We start from the raw sequence: 19795 nt of genomic DNA, 5'->3' as shown, positions 1-19795 counted from the left end.
CTGTCTCTGCCAGCGATAATAGGCCGATCCGGACTTCCGCGCAAGGGGTTTGTCGTTTTATCCAACAAAAGAGCGGATGCCGGGGAGAGCACTCTCATGGGAGAGGGCGACGGGGTCTCGGCGGGGGAGGAGATCCGAGGCCCCGCCGCCGGTTCAATTCGTGACGCGGATCTGCGCGATGACCTCGGAGTACTCGGTCTCGCCGACGGGCTCGAAGCCCACGCGGCGGAAGAACGCCTCGGGGCCGCCGTCGCCGGCCTCGTAGATCACGTTCACGTGGTCGACGCCCCGCGCGCGGGCCTCGTCGATCAGGGCCTTGACGGCGAACCGTCCGATGCCGCGACCCTGGTCGTCGGCATCGACGTTGATGCGCCACAGGACGCTGCGGAAGTGCTCGTCGGGGGCGTCGGCGTCGAAGCTCGCGCTCACGAAGCCCACGACCTGCTCGCCGTCCAGCACGACCCGCTGCCAGGACGTCTGCGGGTTCACCACTGTCGCCGCGATGCCGTACGACACCGGAGCGAGGAACTGCTCCTGTCCCGGTTTCAGTGACAGCTTGTTGACGGCGACGATCGTCGCCGCGGAGAGTTCGACCACACGCAGTTCCGACATGAGACCCAGGCTATCCCCTCGCGGAGCATCTGTGGCCGAATCGATGTCATGCCGTGCGTCATCATTCGGAAATCCCCGAGGAGTGCAGGAATCCAGACTCGGGTATCTTGGTATCGAGATAAAATCTGCCCTCGCGAACGGAGATCCGGTGACCGACGACGCCATCATCTACACCTATACGGACGAGGCGCCGGCTCTGGCCACGGCGTCGTTCCTGCCCATCATCAAGGCCTACACCGGTCAGGCCGGCATCGAGGTGGAGACGCGCGACATCTCGCTGGCGGGCCGCATCCTCGCGGCCTTCCCCCAGAAGCTCACCCCCGAGCAGCAGGTGGGCGACGCGCTCGCCGAGCTCGGCGGACTGGCCACGCTGCCGCAGGCCAACATCATCAAGCTGCCGAACATTTCGGCATCCATCCCGCAGCTGAAGGCGGCCATCGCCGAGTTGCAGGGCAAGGGCTTCGACATCCCGGACTACCCCGACGACCCCGCTTCTCTGGAAGAGAAGGACGTGTGCGCCCGCTACGACCGCATCAAGGGCTCGGCTGTGAACCCCGTGCTGCGCGAGGGCAACAGCGACCGGCGTGCGCCGCTGGCCGTGAAGAACTACGCCAAGAAGCACCCGCACCGCAACAAGCCGTTCGCCGAGGGCTCCAAGACCCGCGTGGCGACCATGGGCCACGACGACTTCAAGCACAATGAGCGCTCCTGGGTCGCCGCCCACGACGACGTGCTGAGCTTCCGCCACACCGCGACCGACGGCACCGTGACCGTGTTGAAGGACGGCCTGAAGGTGCTGCCGCGCGAGATCATCGACGCGACGTTCCTGTCGGCGAAGGCGCTGGATGCGTTCCTGGCCGACACTCTCGAGCAGGCCAAGGCCGACGACGTGCTGTACTCCGTGCATCTGAAGGCCACGATGATGAAGGTCAGCGACCCGATCATCTTCGGCCACGTGGTGAAGGCGTTCTTCAAGGACGTGTTCACGCAGTACGGCGACCAGCTGGCAGCGGCGGGCCTCAGCGCCAACAACGGTCTCGGTTCGATCCTGACGGGCCTCTCGGACATCGCCGACGGCGAGCAGATCGCTGCCGCATTCGATCGTGCCCTGGCCGAGGGCCCGCGCCTGTCGTACGTGAACTCCGAGCGGGGGATCACCAACCTGCACGTGCCCAGCGACGTGATCGTCGATGCCTCGATGCCGGCCCTGGTCCGCAACGGCGGCAAGCTGTGGGGCAAGGACGGCGGCGAGGCCGACACCATCGCGGTGATCCCGGACTCGTCCTACGCGGGCGTCTATCAGGCCGTCGTCGAGGACGTCATCGCCAACGGCCCGCTGGACCCCGCCACCATCGGCACCGTGCCGAACGTGGGTCTGATGGCTCAGGCCGCGGAGGAGTACGGCAGCCACGACAAGACGTTCGAGATCCCCTCGGACGGCGTCGTGGACGTGCTCGACAGCGACGGCACCGTGCTGATCTCGCACGAGGTCGGCGCCGGTGACATCTGGCGCGCCACGCAGACCAAGCACATCCCCGTGATGGACTGGGTCAAGCTGGCCGTCACCCGTGCCCGCGCCACCGGCGCCCCTGCCGTGTTCTGGCTGGACGCGAACCGCGCCCACGACGCGCAGATCATCGCCAAGGTGCACCAGGGTCTCGCAACCCTCGACACCAAGGGCCTGACCATCACGATCCTCGCGCCCGAGGAGGCCACCCGCTACAGCCTGGCGCGTCTCCGCAAGGGCGAGGACACCATCTCCGTCACCGGCAACGTGCTGCGCGACTACCTGACCGACCTGTTCCCGATCCTCGAGGTGGGCACCTCTGCGAAGATGCTCTCCATCGTGCCGCTGCTGGCAGGCGGCGGACTGTTCGAGACCGGTGCGGGCGGGTCCGCTCCCAAGCACGTGCAGCAGCTGGTCGCCGAGGACTACCTGCGCTGGGATTCGTTGGGCGAGTTCTTCGCGCTGGCCGCATCTCTGGAGCACTTCGCCGATCGCACGGGCAACGAGAAGGCCCGCGTGCTCGCCGAGACGCTGGATGCCGCCACCGGCACCTTCCTCGAGGAGGACCGCTCGCCGGGTCGCGCCCTGGGCACGATCGACAACCGCGGCAGCCACTTCTACCTGGCCCTGTACTGGGCGCAAGAGCTGGCGAAGCAGACGAAGGATGCCGAGCTGGCAGCCGCGTTCGCCCCGGTCGCCGAGAAGCTCGCCGCCGACGAGAAGCAGATCGTCGCCGAGCTCGCCGCCGTGCAGGGCGAGCCGGTCGACATCGGAGGCTACTACCGCCCCGACGCCGCCAAGGTCTCCGCAGTCATGCGCCCGTCCGCGACGCTGAACGCCGTCATCGACGCCCTGGCCTGACACGCCGACGATGAGCGGGCGAATGCTGCACAGCATCCGCCCGCTCTGTCATCCGCGCGGCTGCCGCGTTCGCCGAAACTCCTCCTGAACGTCGAGACCCCTCATGATTCGCGTGATTCATGAGGGGTTCCGACACTTCGGCTCGGCCGGACGAGCAAGCTCGCCGGCGCTCGCCGGTGTCAGGCGTGCTTGCGGCTGCGTCGCTCAACGCCTTTCACTCGGCTCGACCGGACGAGCAAGCTCGCCGGGCGCTCACCTCGATCAGGCGTGCACCCAGACCTCGAGTCCGTTCGGGGTCATGTCGTAGACCTGCTTGGCGACGCTCGGCGGCATGTTGACGCAGCCGTGGCTCATGCGGTGCCCGAAGTTGTTGTGCCAGTACGCCCCGTGGAAGGCGATGTCCTTGGCGAACCACGTGTTCCAGGGAACGTCCTTGGTGCAGTACGACGCACCCTCGAAGCAGCCCATGTCCTGCTTCGCGGTGTGTGCGAACACCTTGAACCGCCCCAGGGGAGTGGGCGTGCCGGCCAGCCCGGACGAGATCTTCCAGGTCTGCACCAGCTTCTCGTTCTCGTACAGGTACGTCTTCTGCTCGCTGATGTCGACCTCGAGACGCCGGAAGACGGTGGTCGTCTCGAATGGCGTGGCGTTGACGGGCAGCGCGAACGCCGCCTTGCCGTCACCGAGCTGGGTCGCGAAGGCGGATGCGATTCCCGCGGTGTCGCCGAGCGACCGACCGTCCAGGCCGGCCGTCACCTCGCTGAGCACCTTGCCCTTCGAGTCGACGACGTTCACGGCGTTCACGGCGGGGCGGTCGACCAGGCCCGGGAGGGTGGCGACGACGGTCTGGATCGCGGACTGGTCGGCGGTGATCTGCAGATCGCCGTCGACGTCGGCGATCTTGAGCCAGCTCGCGGCCACGTCGGGAGCCACTGGCACGGTGCGCTCCTCGCCGACGTAGAAGCCGATGCTCGCCAGCATTCCGTTGAGCTTCTCGGTGGCGGCGGCGGCCTTGGCATCGGTGATGGCGGGCTGGACCGGCTTCGCATCGCCGGAGAACGAGAACGACGTCGCGCCCTTCTCTGCCGCGCGGGAGAACGCCTTCTCCAGCTCGGGCACGAGGATGCCGGTGCCGTCCTTGGCCGGGGTCGTCGTGTAGGACGCGGATGCCGCATCGAAGGAGACGCCGGCATCGACCGCGTCGGTGTAGCTGTCGGGGACCGCGGCACGCAGTGCGCTCTCGGCGGTCTTGGGGTTCACCGTGACCTTGGCGTCTATCGAGGAGCCCATCCACTGGCCGAGGTTCCACATCGGACGATCGGCGAAGGCCTTCTCGGCCAGCGCCTTGGCGTCGACGCTCGCGCCGAGGTCGGTGCCGCTGAGCTCGGCGCCGTCGCCGGCTCCGCTCAGCGTGACCTGGGTGGTGGCGATCCGGGTGCTGATCGCGTCGGCGGCCATGCCGGGGGTCATGCCGCCCACGGCCACGCCGGCGACGGTGGTTCCCGGGGCGATCAGGATGAGCGAGGCCGCTGCTGCCGCGAGTACGACGGCACCCGCGCCGATGCCGATCCACAGTCCGAGCCGGCGCTTCTTCGGCGCGGGTTCAGTGCGGGCCCATTCCACAGGGCGGTCGTCGCTCGGCGGCAGAACCTCGGTCGGTTCGCTCGCGGCGATGGCGCCCGTATCGGGCCCGGAGATCAGGTCGGTCACGGACTCACCCCCCAAGTACACAACGTGAACAACACTTTCATGGTACGGGACGGGAGGAAGTCGAGGAGGCGCAGTCCGCCCGGATGCTGGACACGGGTAGTAACATTTCGATAACCTGCGCGCTGGTGTATGCGATGAGCTTGCGGCGGCGAGGTTCGTAAGGTGTACTAACAAATATGGAATCGTCACGTCCTGATCGACCGGCTGCCGGGGATCCCTCGGGATTCGGTCCGGGACGTCGACTGCGCTCCCTCTCCAAGGTCCTGCCGGAGCAGGCCCGGGCGCACAATCGGGCGCTGGTGCTGCAGACGCTGTACCACCGCGGCGCCATGAGTCGCGCCGATCTCGCCCGAGAGACGGGGCTCACCAGGGTCACGATCTCCGACCTCGTCGCGGAGTCGATCGTCGACGGCGTGATCCATGAGCTCGGGGTGCGCGACCTGGCAGGCCCCGGCAAGCCGCCGATCGTCATCGACATCGATCGCGAGGGGCACCAGATCATCGGCATCGACCTGTCCGGCGCGTCCCGATTCGAGGGCTCCGTCCTGGATCTCGGCGGTCGGGTGCTGATCTCGCGGTCGGTTCCGCGTCCGGATGCCGCGGACGCCGAGCAGGCGTATGCCGCCGCCCTCGGGCTGATCAGGTCCCTGCTCGCAGAGGTCGACCGCCCGCTGCTGGGCATCGGCGTCGGATCGCCCGGCGTGGTGCGCTCCGACGGCGTCATCCTCAGCGCACCCAACCTCGGCTGGCAGCACTTTCCGCTGGAGGCCAGGCTCGGCGCCGACCTCGGACAGTCGGTGCTGGTCAGCAACGACGCCAACGCCGCCATCCTCGCCGAATACACCTTCGGCGAGGCGGATGCCGATGTCATGCTCGTCCGCATCGGTCGCGGCGTGGGCGCCGGGCTCATCGCCGGCGGTCGCCCGCTGATCGGCGCACGCTTTGCGGCGGGTGAGATCGGTCACGTCGTGGTGGGGACCGACGGCGGTCCGCGCTGCGCCTGCGGGCGGGACGGGTGCCTGGAGGCCTGGGTGAACGTGCCGCGGCTCGTCGCCGAGACCGCCGCGGCCGACGACCCCGCAGCCGTGCTGGCCGACGCGGGCACGCGCCTGGGCATCGCCATCGCTCCGATCGTGGCGGCACTGGACCTCTCCGAGATCGTGATCTCCGGTCCCGCCGCGCAGTTCGGCGGCGAGTTCCTCGTGGCCGCGACACGCGCGCTGCATGAGCGGACTCTGGAAGGCGTGTTCGAGGACGTGCCCGTCCGCCTCAGCAATCAGGGTGACATCGTCGTGCGCGGCGCCGCCGTGATGGTGCTCGCGGCAGAGCTGGGCGTGTCGTGACGGCGGCTGCCGTCCGCATCGGCCTGGACATCGGCGGGACCAAGATCGCGGGCATCGCGCTGGATGCCGGCGGGGAGCCGATCGCCGATGTGCGGCTTCCCACCGGCTGGGGAGGGGACGCCGTGATCGCGGGCATCCTCGATGCCGTCTCGGAGCTTCGCTCGCGGCTCCCGCAGCGCGCGGTCCGGTCTGTCGGCGTGGGCATCCCCGGCGTGATCGACGCCGCCCAGGGGCGCGTGCTGCACGCCGTCAACCTCGGCGTCGAGTCGCTGGAGATCTCGCGGCTCGTGCAGGACGCCACCGGCATCCGCTGCGTCGTGGAGAACGACGTCAAGGCTGCGGCGCTCGGCGCGGCGGCCTCGCGACCCCGCACGGTGCCGATGGCGTACCTGAATCTCGGCACGGGCGTAGCCGCGGGGATCGTCGTCGACGGGCGCATCTGGCGCGGTGCGCGCGGCGGAGCCGGTGAGGTGGGGCATCTCGCCGTCGATCCGCGGGGGCGCATCTGCGGATGCGGGCAGCGCGGCTGCATCGAGACGCTGTGCGGCGGCGGTGCGCTGGCCCGTGCCTGGGATCGTGACGGCGTGCACCCCGTGAAGGACATCCTGGATGCCGCGGACGAGGGCGATGCCACGGCATCCGCTCTGCGGCACGATCTGTTCCGCGGCGCTGCCGCCGCGGTGCGCGCGCTGGTGCTGACCGCCGACGTCGAGACCGTGGTCATCGGCGGAGGGCTGGTGGCACTCGCCGACCGGCTCGCGCCCGGCATCCGCCAGGAGCTCGTGGACGAGGCGGCCTCGTCGCCGTTCCTGCGCTCGCTGCGGCTGGATGAGAGAATCGAGATGCTTCCGGCGGGTTCGCCGGTGGCGGCCATCGGCGCCGCCCTGCTGGGCTCTGCATCGGCAGAGCCCGTTCTGGACAAGGAGACAAGCGTTCATGGCTGAAGTCGTCATCACCTCGGGCAAGGAGGAGGCCGGCGCGCTGGTCGCCGACGAGATCGTTCGCCTGATCGACACGATCGCGGAGCCGGTTCTGGGACTGGCCACCGGTTCCACGCCACTGCCGGTGTACGAGGCGCTGCGCGAGCGCCTCGCGGGCCACGACGTCTCGCACGTGCGCGGCTTCGCGCTCGACGAGTACGTGGGCATCGACCCCGCGCATCCCGAGAGCTACCGCGCGGTCATCACCCGCGAGGTCGTCGAGCCCCTCGGCCTGAACCCCGAACTCATCCGAACGCCCAATGGCGCCGTCGAGACCATCGAGCACGCCGGCGACGACTACGACGCCGCGATCCTGGCCGCCGGCGGCGTGGACCTGCAGATCCTCGGCATCGGCACCGACGGGCATATCGGCTTCAACGAGCCCGGCTCGTCGTTCGCCTCGACCACGCGCATCAAGACGCTCACACAGCAGACGCGACAGGACAATGCGCGCTTCTTCGACTCCATCCACGACGTGCCGCAGCACTGCATCACGCAGGGCCTGGGCACGATCCTGCGCGCGCGGCACCTGGTGATGCTGGCCTTCGGCGAAGGCAAGGCCGGGGCCGTCGCGGCGGCGCTCGAGGGCCCGGTCAGCGCGATGGTCCCCGGCTCCGCCGTGCAGCTGCATCCGCACGTCACCGTCGTGCTGGACGAGGCGGCGGCGTCGCAGCTGAAGCTGGCCGACTACTACCGCTATACCTACGCGAACAAGCCGGCCTGGCAGGGCCTCTGAGCTTCACCGCAGGACTCTGGGATCAGTCCCAGGCGAACGCCAGCAGGTGCTCCTCGCTGAGTGGGGCGAGGGGCACGCTGGTGCGATCGCCCGGCTCCAGCCAGCGCAGCTCCGCGAGCTCGGCCTGCACGACGACGTCCTCGCGTTCGGCGTGCAGCGCGAACGCGTCGGCCACCACGCGGTGACCCGGCTCGTTGGCGGCCGCCGAGATGAACGTTCCGAGCGGACGGAGATCGGCCGCGGCGACCTTCAGCGACAGCTCTTCATCGAGCTCGCGGATCAGCGTCTGCACCGGGCTCTCGCCGGCCTCGGGCTTGCCTCCGGGCTGCATGAACCGCGTCGTGCCCTGTTTGCGGACCACGAGCGCGCGGCCGGCGTGATCGACGATCACGGCGGCGCTGACATGGATGTCAGGCATCGGAGAAGACCTTCCCGGGGTTGAGGATGCCGAGCGGATCGAACACCCGCACGATCTGACGCTGCAGCTCCCACTGGTCCTCACCCAGCTCCTCGGCCAGCCAGCGGCTCTTCAGCATCCCGATACCGTGCTCGCCGGTGAGTGTCCCGCCCAGCCGCAGTGCGGCGCGGAAGAGCTCGCCGGCGGCGTCCCAGATGCGCGGTGGCACCTCGTCGCCGTCGAAGATGAAGTTCGGATGCAGGTTGCCGTCGCCGGCGTGAGCGACCGTCGGGATGCTGATGCCGTAGGCCCGCTCGATGCGGGCGATCTCGTCGAACATGGCGGGCATCGCGCTGCGCGGCACAGAGACGTCCTCGATGAGGGTCGTTCCCAGCGCCGCCATGGCCGGATGCATGGACCTGCGGATGCCGAGCAGCCGCTCGCCCTCGGCGGGGTCGGACGTCATGTCCACGGCGCCGCCCGATGTCCGCAGCACGGCCGCGATCCGGGCGGCGTCGTCGAGCGCGGCGGGGCCGTCGGTCTGGATCGTCAGCTGCGCGGCGCCGGGCGCCGGTGCGGGAAGACTCAGCAGGTCGTGCGCGGCGGCCAGTGACCGGGCGTCCATGAGCTCCATGACGGCGGGCTGCAGGCCTGCGGCGGTGACCGCAGCGGAGGCCGCCGCCGCATCGCGCACGGAGCCGAACGATGCGGCGATCGCGCACACCCGGCCCACTACGAGCCTGCGCAGTTTGAGCGTGGCGCCGACGACCACGCCGAGCCGACCCTCGGAGCCGATCACCAGCGAGGTGACATCCAGTCCGGTCACGCCCTTGACGCTGCGATGGCCGAGGTGCAGGAGGCGCCCGTCGGCGAGCACCAGGTCCAGACCCAGCACGGCATCCCGCACGACTCCGTACTTCGCGCACAGCAGGCCGCCGGCGCCGGTGGCGATGTTGCCTCCGACGGTGGAGATCTCGCGGCTGGCCGGGTCGGGCGCCCACCAGACGCCCTGCTCGGCCAGGCGTGCATTCAGAGTCGCGTTGAGGATGCCGGGCTCGACGACGGCCAGCAGATCGTCCGGACGCACCTCGAGGATACGGTCCATCGCGGTCAGAGACAGCACGATCTGACCCGGGCCGGCGTTCGCAGCCCCCGCCAGCCCGGTTCCCGCGCCGCGGACGACGACCGGGGTGCGCGTCGCGGAGGCGATGCGCATGGTGTGCTGCACGTCGTCGACGCTGCGGGCGCGGACGACGGCCAGCGGGCGACCGGGGGAGCGGTGCCCGCTGCGGTCGGCCCGTGCCTGCTCGAGCGCCTCCGCAGACGTGTCGACGATGTCGCCGAGTTCGCTCCGCAGCCGCTCGAGGACGCTCATGCCAGCGCTCGACGCCCCGCGATCACGCCCACCGCCACCGCCACGACGGCGAAAGCCAGTCCGATCCACGCCTGACCGACCGACCACCATGCCAACGTCACCGCTGCGTAGATGAGCAGTTCGACCAGCGCTCGCAGGAACGGATGCAGGTGCAGCACGGCGCGCGGCGAGATGAACAGCGCCCATACCAGCAGGGTGACGACGGGCGCGCCGATGCCGACGACGATGCTCCATGGCAGGGTCCATGACCCGAAGCCCCAGAGCGCCAGTGAGACCAGCGCCACCAGCAGCACGATCACCCGGATCACATCGAGGGCGGTCAGGGCTGGGCGGTTCACACCGGTGTCGGCGACGGAATCCTGCGTCATACCCCTCAGTCTATTCGGCGGGTGCGGGCCGAGGATTCAGGCGGCGGGGGAGGTGGGCGCGGCCGGCTCGGTGGTCGTCGGCGCGGTGGCCTGCGCGGGTGCCGTGGTGTCCGCGGGAACCGTGCTACCGGCCGGCGCGACGATCTCGGCGGGGGCCGGCGCGTTCAGCGGTGCGGCGACGGCATCGATGGCGGCCGGTGCGGAAGCGGAGAGGCCGCTCGTCGCCGGTGCGGCGTCTGCTGTCGGTGCGGCGTCTGCTGTCGGTGCGGCGTCCGCCGTCGTCCCGGTCGCAGTCGCGTCGGCGGTCGGCGTCGCGTCGGTGGGCGCTGCGGTCTCCGCGGCGGCTGCGGTATCCGATGCGGCTGCCGTTTCCGTGGACGCCGTCGTATCCGTCGTCGTGCCGGTGTCGGTCGTCGTGCCGGTGTCGGTCGTGGTGCCGGTGTCGGTCGTGGTGCCCATGCCGGTGTCGGTCGTCGTGCCCGTGCCGGTGTCGGTCGTGGTGCCCGTGCCGGTGTCCGTCGTCATGCCGGTGTCCGTCGTGGTGCCCGTGTCTGTCGTGGTGTCGGTGTCGGTCGTTGCGGGGCTGCCGGAACCGCTCAGCAGCGTGGGGCCGATCCAGTACGCCGTGCTGTCGGCGGGCGCGCCGTCGATCAGGTACGTGAGGGTGAGACGGACGCCGAGCAGCCGCTGCACGAGCGACGGTCGCAGGTCCAGCGTCGCGTCGCCCAACTCGTCGAGCACGACCTCGTCCCCGCCGTCCGGCATGCCGCCCAGCCACGCGCGCACGGTCGAGCCGGAGATGCCCTTGATCGGGATGCTGTAGTGCACGACATTCAAAGGGTCTCGCCATATGGTCCCGGAGGAGGCCGTGATGGGCTCGGTCGCGCCGGGGTCGCCGGTGCCCGGGTCGCCGGTGCCCGGGTCGCCGGTACCAGGGTCGCCGGTGCCCGGATCCTCCGGGCCTGGCTCGACGGATCCCGGATCGGTCGTTCCGGGGTCGGTCGTTCCAGGGTCCGTCGCGCCGGGATCGGTGCTCGGCTCGGTCGGCGTCGGGTCCGGCTCAGGTTCAGGCGCGGGGGCGGCCGCGGCCTCGTCGACCGTGCGGGGTGCGGGCGCCGGGGGCTCCTGCACACCGGCATCCGGATCCGCCTTCGGTTCGGGTGCCGGCGCCGGCTGCTCGGGGACATCGATCACCAGGGGATCACCGGTGGACAGACCGGGCGCGGGTGCGACGTCGGCGGACGCGACGGACGAGGAGTCCGACTCCGACGCATTGGGCTGGGACGTGGCGGGCGCACCGCCCAGCACCCCGGGCAGAACCGCGGCCACCGCCACGACGCCGGCGATCACGAGCGCAGCCGATCCGGCGCCGACCAGCGCTCCGATCCCGGAGACGACACCCGTGCTGGAACCCGTCGAGCCTCCTGGCGCGCCCGAGGACGACGTCCCCGCGGTCCCGGTCGTGGCAGCGACCCCGGCCGAGCCGGTGGCGCTCGCGACGACGGCGCCCTCGACCACACTCGACGGCATGGCGGCCAGCGCCGCGACGGGAGCCTCTCCGAGCTGCAGCGAGGCGAGGTACGCCGAGGCTCCCGTGACGCCCAGCACGAGGGGGAGCAGCACGAGCGTCAGCCTGCTGGAGACATCCTTCGCCTCTGCGGCGACGATCATGCAGCGCGCGCATCCCTCGAGATGATCGTCCACGCGCCCACGAGCACGCGGGCTGAGGTTGCCGCGTGCGTACGCGCCGAGGCGCTCGATGGTCCACTGGCACTCGGAACCCTCGCCGACGCTCTGCAGGTGTGCCTGGATCCACGCCTCCCGCAGTCCCTCGCGGGCGCGGAATGACAGCTGCGAGACGGCTCCGGCGCTCATGCCCAGCAGCGTGCCGATCGCGGCCGGTTTCATCTGTTCGATCTCGGAGTACCAGAGCACCTCCTGCCAGCGCGACGGCAGCGAGCGGAACGCCTGCGCGGTCAGCCCGCGGTCGAGCTCCTCGCTCACGGCGGCGTCGGTGCTGGCGGGATCGACCACCGTCTCCAGCTCGTCGATGGTGGTCTCGCGGCGTCTGCGCCCCCAGGCGGCGGCGGTGTTGCGGATGCTGGTGAACAGATAGGCGCGGAACGAGCCGTTGGGGCCACCGCCCTTGAGGATGGCCTGGTAGATGCGGGAGTATGCCTCCTGCACGAGGTCGTCGGCGTCGATCGAAGAGGTGATCGAGCGCGCGACGGTCATGCCGGAGCGGTAGTGGCGCCGCCAGAGTTCGCCGAACGCCTCGGCATCGCCGGACCGCGTGCGCAGCACGAGGTCGGCGTCAGCCGCTGCTGACTCCCCGGGGTGCTTCTCTTCCACGACTCCCCTGATCCGATTCCTGTCGTCGGCGTCCGCACAGTGCGGGAACGCTCTCACAGCAAGAGACGCGTGAAAGCTCGAATCATCACGCGTCCTGACCATTCTCACCCGAAACGTTCAGGGAAGCCACCCCTGGGGAGAACTCGTGGAGCGCTCCCAGGAACGCGCCGGAAAAAGATTCCGGAACTCGCGTAATGAATCGGCTTCGGCGTCGTCTCATCCTGTGGAGCATCCCTGACGCGCCACCGGGGGGCGGTGCGGCAGGGGCCGATGCTGGGGTATGGCATCGGATGTGACCGGCTCGGGAACCTCGGGGGAGGAGCTCTCGAGCCGGTCCGCTCGCGTGGGGACATGACCGCTGTGCTGGGGAGCACGGCACTGGGGACGCGGGGCCGCCGGCTGGGGAGTGCGGTGGCCTCTTCCCCGTCCTTCGTCAGGCCGCCGTGCGCTCAGCGCGTCGGCGCGGCGCCCGTCCAGACCGCGTGCACGGTCAGATCGGCGTCCAGCAGCACGGCATCCGCGACATGGTCGGGCTGCAGCCGCCCGAGCGAACCGGCGAATCCGATGGCTCCCGCGGGAGTCCCCGTCAGTGCGCGAACTGCCTCGCCGAGTGGCACACCGGCATCGACGGCTCGTCGCAGCGCGACGTCCTGCGTGAGCGTGGAGCCGGCGATCGAGCCGGTGTCATCGGCGCGGGCCATGCCGTCCTTGACCGTGACCTTCACCGCACCGAGGTCGTAGTGTCCGTCTGCGCTGCCGGCAGCAGCCATGGCATCCGTGATCAGCGCGATGCGCCCGGGAGCGATCTCGAACAGCAGGTGGATCACGTGCGGGTGCAGGTGGAAGTTGTCGGCGATGCCCTCCAGCACCACGCTGCGATCGGCCGCAGCCGTCAGAATCGGCCCGGGAGCGCGGTGGTGGATGCCGTTCATGGCGTTGAAGGCGTGCGTAAGGATCGAGGCGCCGGCGTCGAAGGCGGCGGCCGCGATGGCGGCATCCGCATTCGTGTGTCCGACCGCGACTGCGGTGCCTGCGGCGACGACCTGACGCACCGCGTCGAGCCCGCCCGGGAGCTCCGGGGCGATGGTCACCTGGCGGATCGTGCCGCGGCCGGCCTCCAGCAGGCGCGTCACATCGGCGGCCTCCGGGTGCCGCAGCAGCGACGGCTCGTGAGCTCCGTGATGGCCCGGATCCAGGAAAGGACCCTCCAGGTGGCTGCCCAGGATGTCGGCATCCGTCTGCATGAGATCGGCGATGTCCGTCACCTGTGCCACGAGCTGGTCGATCGTGGCGGTGACCAGCGAGATCACCGCGCGGGTCGTGCCGTGCGAGCGGTGCATCGCGCGGGCAGTGCGGATGGCGTCGGCGCCGTCGTCGTAAGAGGCGCCCGCACCGCCGTGGCCGTGCATGTCGATGAAACCGGGAGTGAGGATGGCACCCTCGCCCGCCGCGGAGGCCGCGTCGACCACGTCATCGGCATCCGCCCAGCCCGAACCGGTGCCGCGCGCCGTGACGACGCCGTCCTCGAAGCGCACCCATGCATCCTCGATGACCGCCCCGTCTCCGTCGACGATGCGCGCGGAGTGGATCACCCGCGAGCCCGTGAAGTCTGTGATCGGTGTCATCGTTCGCTCCTGATGGGGTCGGGGTCCGGAAGGCAGGACCATGAACAAAATCTACCCTTCGACTCCCCGCCGCACCCGCTAGACTTTGCTCGTCGCGACTGGCGTCTGGGTGGGTCACCACCGGGGAGCGGCCTCTATGGAATCGACCGCGCGCCTGGGCCGATGAGGAACACACCCAATCCCCGTGTGAACAGGAGACCGCTATGACCGACCGCTACTTCAACGCCCCGCTCGCCGAGGTGGACCCGGAGATCGCCGAGGTGCTCGAGCGCGAGCTGAACCGCCAGCGCACGTACCTCGAGATGATCGCCTCAGAGAACTTCGTGCCCGTCTCGGTGCTGCAATCGCAGGGCTCGGTGCTCACCAACAAGTACGCCGAGGGCTACCCCGGCCGTCGCTACTACGGCGGCTGCGAGGAGGTCGACGTCGCGGAGTCGCTGGCCATCGAGCGCGCCAAGAGCCTGTTCGGCGCCGAGTACGCCAACGTGCAGCCGCACTCGGGAGCGACGGCCAACGCGGCCGTCCTGCACGCCATCGCGCGCCCCGGCGACACGCTGCTGGGCCTGTCCCTCGACCAGGGCGGCCACCTCACGCACGGCATGAAGATCAACTTCTCCGGCCGGCTGTACAACATCGTCGCCTACGGCGTGAACCCCGAGACCTCGCTGGTCGACATGGACGAGGTCCGCCGCCTGGCCCTCGAGCACAAGCCGAAGGTGATCATCGCCGGCTGGTCGGCCTACCCCCGTCAGATGGACTTCGCGGCCTTCCGCGCCATCGCCGACGAGGTCGGCGCCACGCTGTGGGTGGACATGGCGCACTTCGCGGGCCTGGTCGCGGCGGGTCTGCACCCGAGCCCCGTGCCGCACGCGCACGTGGTCTCCTCCACCGTGCACAAGACCATCGGCGGCCCGCGCTCGGGTTTCATCCTCACCAACGACGCGGACATCGCCAAGAAGATCAACTCGGCCGTGTTCCCGGGTCAGCAGGGCGGCCCGCTCATGCACGTGATCGCAGCCAAGGCCACCGCCTTCAAGCTCGCCGCGACCCCCGAGTTCACCGAGCGGCAGCAGCGCGTGCTGTCGGGTGCGAAGATCATCGCCGAGCGTCTGATGAAGCAGGATGTCGCGGATGCCGGCATCTCCGTCCGCTCGGGCGGCACCGACGTGCACCTGGTGCTGGTCGACCTGCGCAACGCCGAGATCGACGGCAAGCAGGCCGAGGATCTGCTGCACGAGATCCACATCACCGTCAACCGCAACGCCGTTCCGAACGACCCGCGCCCGCCGATGGTCACCTCGGGTCTGCGCATCGGCACCCCGGCACTGGCCACCCGCGGCTTCGGCGACGCCGAGTTCACCGAGGTCGCCGACGTGATCGCCCTGGCGCTGCAGCCGAACGCCGATGTCGAGGCGCTGCGCGCCCGCGTCGAGGCCCTGGCCGAGGCGTTCCCGCTCTACCCGGACCTGCACCAGTGACCGCGAGGGTCCTCGACGGCAAGGCGGCCTCGGCCGCCATCAAAGCCGAGCTGACCGAACGGGTGGCGACGCTGCGCGAGCGCGGCGTCGTCCCCGGCATCGCCACCGTGCTGGTGGGCGCCGACCCGGCATCCCAGCTGTACGTGGGCATGAAGCACCGCCAGTCCGAGGCCATCGGGATGAACTCGATCCAGCGCGAGCTGCCGGCCGACGCGACGCAGGCCGATGTCGAGGCGCTGATCGACGAGCTCAACGCCGATCCGGCCTGCCACGGATACATCGTGCAGTTGCCGCTTCCGAAGCATCTCGACACCGATGCGATCCTGGAGCGCATCGACCCGGCCAAAGACGCCGACGGCCTGCATCCGACCAACCTCGGCCGGCTGGTGCTGAACGTCAATTCGCCCATCCACACACCGCTGCCGTGCACGCCGCGCGGCGTGATCGAGCTGCTGCTGCGCAACGATTACGACCTCAACGGCAAGCACGTGGTGGTCGTCGGACGCGGCGTGACCATCGGCCGCCCGATGGGGCTGCTGCTGACCCGTCGCGACATCAACGCCACGGTCACCCAGGTGCACACCGGCACGCCCGATATGACGCCGTTCCTGCGCGAGGCCGACGTCATCGTCGCGGGCGCGGGCGTGAAGCACCTCATCAAGGCCTCGGACGTGAAGCCCGGAGCGGCGGTGCTCGACGTCGGCGTCACGCGCGAGACCGATCCTGCGACCGGCAAGTCGAAGGTCTACGGAGACGTGCACCCGGACGTCGCCGAGGTCGCCGGCTGGCTGTCGCCGAACCCCGGCGGCGTGGGCCCGATGACCGTGGCGCTGCTGATGACGAACGTCGTCGAGGCCGCCGAGCGCTCCCTGTCCTGAAGCGCTCCGCCGAAAACCCTCCGCATCGCCGAGACCCTGGTGCGCGACGCGCGCTGATGAGGGGTCTCGGCGCCCACGAGGGCTTTCGGCGCAAGCGGGTCGGGCGACGGATCCCTCGCCGGGTGTCAGGCCGCGGGGCTGCTGGCCAGTGACGCCTGGACGGCGGTGATGCGGGCGTACTGGTCGAATCTGAAGGTCGCGGAGCCGGTGGCATCCGTGATCACCGCGCCGGAGAACGATTCGTCGGCCCATTGCAGCGTCCAACCCGCGAGCCGGGCGAGGTCCCAGACCGCGGCGCGCGGGTCGCTGAGCGTGAGGCCGGAGAGGATGCGGGGAAGCACGGTCATCGCGGTGGCGACCGTCAGCGGCGGGATGGCGTCATCCAGCAGCAGCACAGCCCTCGAGCCTCCGGCGGGAGCCGAGTAGTAGGGCGAGATTCCGGTGATCTCCGCCGCTGCGCCGCCGATGACGTGCGCGAGATCGGCGATCCAGACGTCGATGTCCTCACCGGAATCCGAACCGAAGGCGACCTCACCAGTGGTCAGCTCCGGGATGCCGTGCTCGGCGCCGTAGGCGCGCAGGCGCTCGCCGACGCCGGTGGGGTCGCCCTGCGGCAGCGCCCACGACCACATCAGCGAACGCGGCCCCGGTGCGATCGAGGCGATCAGATGCGGGGATGTCTGCAGGGTGCGGGTCGGATCCTCGGTGCCGGCGAACACGAAGGCGCCGGCCGTGAGATCGACGTCCCAGCGGTGATCGCCGAGGGCCTCCGTCGCGGTGCGCAGCTGATCCTGACGGAGGGCGGTGAACAGCGCGGCGCGGTCGGCGAGGGCGCGCAGGGTCTCGAAGGTCATGGGCACAGTCTGACCCCGGATGCTGTGCGCGACCAAAGTCGAGGCCGTGAATTCGCTATGGTCGATGCAGAATATCGGAACGAAGGAGTTTCTGACATGCCCACGACGCAGACCAGATCCCCCCGGCGCAGCGTGATGCGCCCCATCAACAGATTCCTCGAGCAGTGGGTGCCGTCGGCGCTGACGTTCGCGATCGTGCTGACCCTGGTGGTCGCCGTGCTCGCGATGACGCTCACGCACACCAGCCCCGTCGACGTGGTGAAGGGCTGGGGCGACGGGCTCTCCGGCCTGCTGGCCTTCATGACTCAGATGTGCCTCATCCTGCTGCTGGGGTACATGCTGGCCAACACCCGTCCCGTGCGCAAGCTGCTGCGCTGGCTGGCGCGCGTGCCGGGCACCGCGGCCCTGGCATACGTGTTCGTGTTCGTCGTCGCCGCGGTCGCCAGCCTCATCACCTGGGGCCTGGGCCTGATCGTCGGCACGCTGCTGGCCCGCGAGATCGCCGTGGTGGCGCGCGAGCGCGGCATGAAGGTGCACTTCCCGCTGCTGGTCGCGGCCGGGTACTCCGGCTTCGTCGTCTGGCACATGGGCTATTCGGGCTCCGGCCCGCTGACCGCAGCCACTCCGGGGTCGTTCCTCGCGCCCAGCCTGGGAGACAAGGTCATCCCGGTCAGCCAGACCACATTCTCCACCTGGAACATGCTCGCCGCACTCGCGGTGATCGTGGTGTGCGGCCTGCTGTTCTTCCTGATCCGCCCGCGCAAGGACGACGAGATCTACGAGCTGCCCTCCCGCGTCGGCTCCGAGGCCGACGACGACGCCGACGACGAGGTCGTCACGCCCGCCGACCGCATCGACGCCTCCCGCATCCTCACTCTGCTGCTCGGGCTGGGCCTCGTGGCCTATCTGGTGGTGCACTTCGTGCAGGGCGGCACGCTCACGCTGGACATCGTGAACTGGTCGTTCCTGGCGCTGATCCTGCTGATCGTGCGCAGTCCATTCGAGCTGATCCACCTCACCAAGAAGGCCGCCTCCAACGTCGGCGAGATCCTGGTGCAGTTCCCGCTGTACGCCGGCATCCTCGGCATCATGGCGAGCTCCGGCCTGATCAAGCTGTTCTCCGACGCATTCGTCTCGATCGCCACGCCCGTCACCTTCGGCGTGCTGGCACTGATCTCGGCGGGCTTCGTGAACTTCTTCGTGCCCTCCGGCGGCGGCCAGTTCGCCGTGCAGGGACCGATCATGCTGGATGCCGCGAATCAGCTGGGCGTCGACCCGTCGATCGCCATCATGGCCGTGGCGTACGGGGACCAGTGGACCAACATGATCCAGCCCTTCTGGGCCCTGCCGGTGCTGGCCATCGCGGGGCTGAAGATGCGCGACATCCTCGGCTACACGTTCGTCACCCTGCTGGGCTCCGGCGTGGTGATGGCGGCCGTACTGCTGTTCATCAGCCTCTGATCTGCGGGCGCGGCCGCCGGGCTCATGCCCGTGCGGTCGCGCCCTCGGCCCTGCCCATCCGCCACACGCTGGGCACGAAAGCGGTCGAGACGGCGATGACGGCGTACAGGAGGCCGGAGGTGACCAGCACCACCTCGGGGTCGGCGCGCGTGATGAGCCAGCCGTAGACCAGCGTGCCGATCGGCATGACCACGAAGCTGCCCAGCATGTCGTAGCTCGAGACGCGGCTGAGCTTGTCTGTGGGGATGTTCTCCATCATCGCCACGCTCCAGCCCGTGCTGAACACCTCGGCACCGGCTCCGGCGATCAACGCCGCGACAGCCACCAGCACGACCGCGGGATGCACGCCCAGCATGGTCAGCGGGATCGCGAACAGGCTGATGCCCAGCATCCCCATCCGCAGCGGGCGCCGCAGCGGGAACCACATCAGGATCAGCGTCATCAGCAGCACGCCCGCGCCCTCGGCGCTGACCACCCAGCCCCAGCCGGCGATGCCGAGTCGGGCGTCGTTCTTGGCGATGTACGGGCCGACCACGCCCCACGAGCCGACATGGATGGCGTTCATGACCATGAAGGCCAGCACCACGGCGACCAGCCACGAACGGCTCCAGAACTCGCTCCAGCCGGTGCGCAGATCGGTGAACAGCGAGAACCGGCCATCGCCGGCAGGCGGAGGAAGTCTCACCATAGCGAGGATCGGGATGGCGGCCAGCCAGCCGATGATCTGCGCGACCATCGCCCAGGCAGCACCGACCGTGGTGACCAGGATGCCGGCGACCACGGGGCCGCCGATCGTGACCAGTGAGCGCACGAACGACAGCATGGCGTTGGCCTGCTGCAGCGCTTCGGGTGTGGTCAGCTGCGGGATGATTCCCTGCATCGCCGGCATGACGAAGGCCGTGGAGGCGCCGTTGACCGCGGCCAGGCCCACGACGACCGGGATCGTGGCGGTCTGGGTGAACAGCAGGAGGGCGATCGTGCCGATCGAGAGGATGTCGAGCACATAGCAGGCCTGGATCACCAGAGCCCGGGGCAGGCGGTCTGCCACGACGCCGCCGAACAACACGAAGACGATGTTCGCCAGGGTGAAGGCCGTGAGCACGAGCGACAGGCTCACCGGGTCGTTGGAGATCTCCAGCACGGCGAACGCCAGTGCGATGGACGACATCGAGCCCGTGACCATCGTGACGGCGCGAGCCAGGAAGAACAAGCGGAAGTTCCGGCTGCCCAGTGCGGCGAAGCTGCCGATCACCGGCAT

General features: G+C 69.7%; 16 protein-coding genes and 1 riboswitch. Of the genes, 7 read left to right on the top strand and 9 right to left on the bottom strand.

From position 1 onward, the window contains the following. Positions 1–153 precede the first annotated feature (153 nt). A complete protein-coding gene (locus WA967_RS11785) occupies positions 154–612 on the bottom strand; it encodes a GNAT family N-acetyltransferase (RefSeq protein WP_424422728.1) in 459 nt (152 codons plus the stop codon). A 148-nt stretch (positions 613–760) separates the two neighbouring features. Here WA967_RS11785 and WA967_RS11780 point away from each other — a divergent pair, with 148 nt between their 5' ends. Next, positions 761–2980 (top strand): NADP-dependent isocitrate dehydrogenase, encoded by a 2220-nt coding sequence (locus WA967_RS11780; protein ID WP_424422726.1) that lies wholly within the window; start codon positions 761–763, stop codon positions 2978–2980. A gap of 261 nt (positions 2981–3241) precedes the next feature. On the opposite strand, the gene WA967_RS11775 is transcribed toward WA967_RS11780, so the two are convergent. Next, the gene (locus WA967_RS11775) at positions 3242–4690 is read right to left on the bottom strand and encodes a L,D-transpeptidase (protein ID WP_424422723.1); all 1449 of its coding nucleotides are present in this window, start codon (positions 4688–4690) and stop codon (positions 3242–3244) included. 176 nt (positions 4691–4866) lie between these two features. Between WA967_RS11775 and WA967_RS11770 the strand changes: the two genes are divergently transcribed. Genes WA967_RS11770 through WA967_RS11760 form a run of 3 tightly spaced genes read left to right on the top strand, consistent with a single transcriptional unit; the run spans position 4867 to position 7749 of the window. After that, positions 4867–6033, top strand: coding sequence for an ROK family transcriptional regulator (locus WA967_RS11770; RefSeq protein WP_424422720.1), 1167 nt, complete (start codon positions 4867–4869; stop codon positions 6031–6033). Then, positions 6030–6977, top strand: coding sequence for an ROK family protein (locus WA967_RS11765; protein ID WP_424422718.1), 948 nt, complete (start codon positions 6030–6032; stop codon positions 6975–6977). The genes WA967_RS11770 and WA967_RS11765 overlap by 4 nt, the downstream gene beginning before the upstream one ends. Beyond that, positions 6970–7749, top strand: a complete 780-nt coding sequence (locus tag WA967_RS11760; protein WP_424422716.1) for a glucosamine-6-phosphate deaminase — start codon at positions 6970–6972, stop codon at positions 7747–7749. The genes WA967_RS11765 and WA967_RS11760 overlap by 8 nt, the downstream gene beginning before the upstream one ends. Before the next feature lie 22 nt (positions 7750–7771). Here the strand turns inward: WA967_RS11760 and WA967_RS11755 are convergent, their stop codons facing one another. The 5 genes from WA967_RS11755 to WA967_RS11735 all read right to left on the bottom strand — a co-directional run bounded on the left by WA967_RS11755 (position 7772) and on the right by WA967_RS11735 (position 13866). Next, positions 7772–8167, bottom strand: a complete 396-nt coding sequence (locus WA967_RS11755) for an NUDIX hydrolase (protein WP_424422713.1) — start codon at positions 8165–8167, stop codon at positions 7772–7774. Then, positions 8160–9521 (bottom strand): FAD-binding oxidoreductase, encoded by a 1362-nt coding sequence (locus WA967_RS11750; protein WP_424422710.1) that lies wholly within the window; start codon positions 9519–9521, stop codon positions 8160–8162. Before WA967_RS11750 ends, WA967_RS11755 begins: the two co-directional genes overlap by 8 nt. Then, positions 9518–9889: a YrdB family protein gene (locus WA967_RS11745; RefSeq protein ID WP_424422709.1), complete on the bottom strand. Its 372-nt coding sequence runs from the start codon at positions 9887–9889 to the stop codon at positions 9518–9520. The genes WA967_RS11750 and WA967_RS11745 overlap by 4 nt, the downstream gene beginning before the upstream one ends. A 36-nt stretch (positions 9890–9925) precedes the next feature. Continuing rightward, a complete protein-coding gene (locus tag WA967_RS11740) occupies positions 9926–12241 on the bottom strand; it encodes a sigma-70 family RNA polymerase sigma factor (RefSeq protein WP_424422706.1) in 2316 nt (771 codons plus the stop codon). 449 nt (positions 12242–12690) lie between these two features. Then, positions 12691–13866: an N-acetylglucosamine-6-phosphate deacetylase gene (locus tag WA967_RS11735; protein WP_424422703.1), complete on the bottom strand. Its 1176-nt coding sequence runs from the start codon at positions 13864–13866 to the stop codon at positions 12691–12693. Between the two features lie 84 nt (positions 13867–13950). Beyond that, positions 13951–14033, top strand: a riboswitch (ZMP/ZTP riboswitch). 36 nt (positions 14034–14069) lie between these two features. Here WA967_RS11735 and glyA point away from each other — a divergent pair. Together glyA and WA967_RS11725 are read left to right on the top strand one after the other, a co-directional pair. Beyond that, positions 14070–15344, top strand: coding sequence for a serine hydroxymethyltransferase (gene glyA / locus WA967_RS11730; protein WP_424422701.1), 1275 nt, complete (start codon positions 14070–14072; stop codon positions 15342–15344). Then, positions 15341–16222 (top strand): bifunctional methylenetetrahydrofolate dehydrogenase/methenyltetrahydrofolate cyclohydrolase, encoded by an 882-nt coding sequence (locus WA967_RS11725; protein ID WP_424422698.1) that lies wholly within the window; start codon positions 15341–15343, stop codon positions 16220–16222. The genes glyA and WA967_RS11725 overlap by 4 nt, the downstream gene beginning before the upstream one ends. A gap of 125 nt (positions 16223–16347) precedes the next feature. On the opposite strand, the gene WA967_RS11720 is transcribed toward WA967_RS11725, so the two are convergent. After that, entirely contained in the window at positions 16348–17076 is a 729-nt protein-coding gene (locus tag WA967_RS11720; RefSeq protein WP_424422696.1) for a DUF6882 domain-containing protein, read from the bottom strand. A 96-nt stretch (positions 17077–17172) separates the two neighbouring features. On the opposite strand from WA967_RS11720, the gene WA967_RS11715 reads away from it, so the two are divergent. Then, positions 17173–18537, top strand: a complete 1365-nt coding sequence (locus WA967_RS11715) for a short-chain fatty acid transporter (RefSeq protein WP_424422693.1) — start codon at positions 17173–17175, stop codon at positions 18535–18537. A gap of 22 nt (positions 18538–18559) precedes the next feature. On the opposite strand, the gene WA967_RS11710 is transcribed toward WA967_RS11715, so the two are convergent. Continuing rightward, on the bottom strand, positions 18560–19795 hold the full coding sequence (locus WA967_RS11710; RefSeq protein ID WP_424422690.1) for an MFS transporter: 1236 nt from the start codon (positions 19793–19795) through the stop codon (positions 18560–18562).

This window comes from Microbacterium sp. (genome assembly GCF_049650565.1).
Taxonomy (GTDB): domain Bacteria; phylum Actinomycetota; class Actinomycetes; order Actinomycetales; family Microbacteriaceae; genus Microbacterium.
The sequence above is the reverse complement of the archived record's forward strand: the minus strand, read 5'-3'. Positions and strand labels throughout refer to the sequence as shown.

What these genes read in the sequence shown, in the direction of transcription:
- WA967_RS11715 (WP_424422693.1), top strand. Translation starts at nt 17,173, where the DNA reads ATGCCCACGACGCAGACCAGATCCCCCCGGCGCAGCGTGATGCGCCCC.
- WA967_RS11785 (WP_424422728.1), bottom strand. Translation starts at nt 612, where the DNA reads ATGTCGGAACTGCGTGTGGTCGAACTCTCCGCGGCGACGATCGTCGCC.
- WA967_RS11760 (WP_424422716.1), top strand. Translation starts at nt 6,970, where the DNA reads ATGGCTGAAGTCGTCATCACCTCGGGCAAGGAGGAGGCCGGCGCGCTG.
- WA967_RS11755 (WP_424422713.1), bottom strand. Translation starts at nt 8,167, where the DNA reads ATGCCTGACATCCATGTCAGCGCCGCCGTGATCGTCGATCACGCCGGC.
- WA967_RS11710 (WP_424422690.1), bottom strand. Translation starts at nt 19,795, where the DNA reads ATGCCGGTGATCGGCAGCTTCGCCGCACTGGGCAGCCGGAACTTCCGC.
- WA967_RS11745 (WP_424422709.1), bottom strand. Translation starts at nt 9,889, where the DNA reads ATGACGCAGGATTCCGTCGCCGACACCGGTGTGAACCGCCCAGCCCTG.
- glyA (WP_424422701.1), top strand. Translation starts at nt 14,070, where the DNA reads ATGACCGACCGCTACTTCAACGCCCCGCTCGCCGAGGTGGACCCGGAG.
- WA967_RS11770 (WP_424422720.1), top strand. Translation starts at nt 4,867, where the DNA reads ATGGAATCGTCACGTCCTGATCGACCGGCTGCCGGGGATCCCTCGGGA.
- WA967_RS11735 (WP_424422703.1), bottom strand. Translation starts at nt 13,866, where the DNA reads ATGACACCGATCACAGACTTCACGGGCTCGCGGGTGATCCACTCCGCG.
- WA967_RS11720 (WP_424422696.1), bottom strand. Translation starts at nt 17,076, where the DNA reads ATGACCTTCGAGACCCTGCGCGCCCTCGCCGACCGCGCCGCGCTGTTC.
- WA967_RS11750 (WP_424422710.1), bottom strand. Translation starts at nt 9,521, where the DNA reads ATGAGCGTCCTCGAGCGGCTGCGGAGCGAACTCGGCGACATCGTCGAC.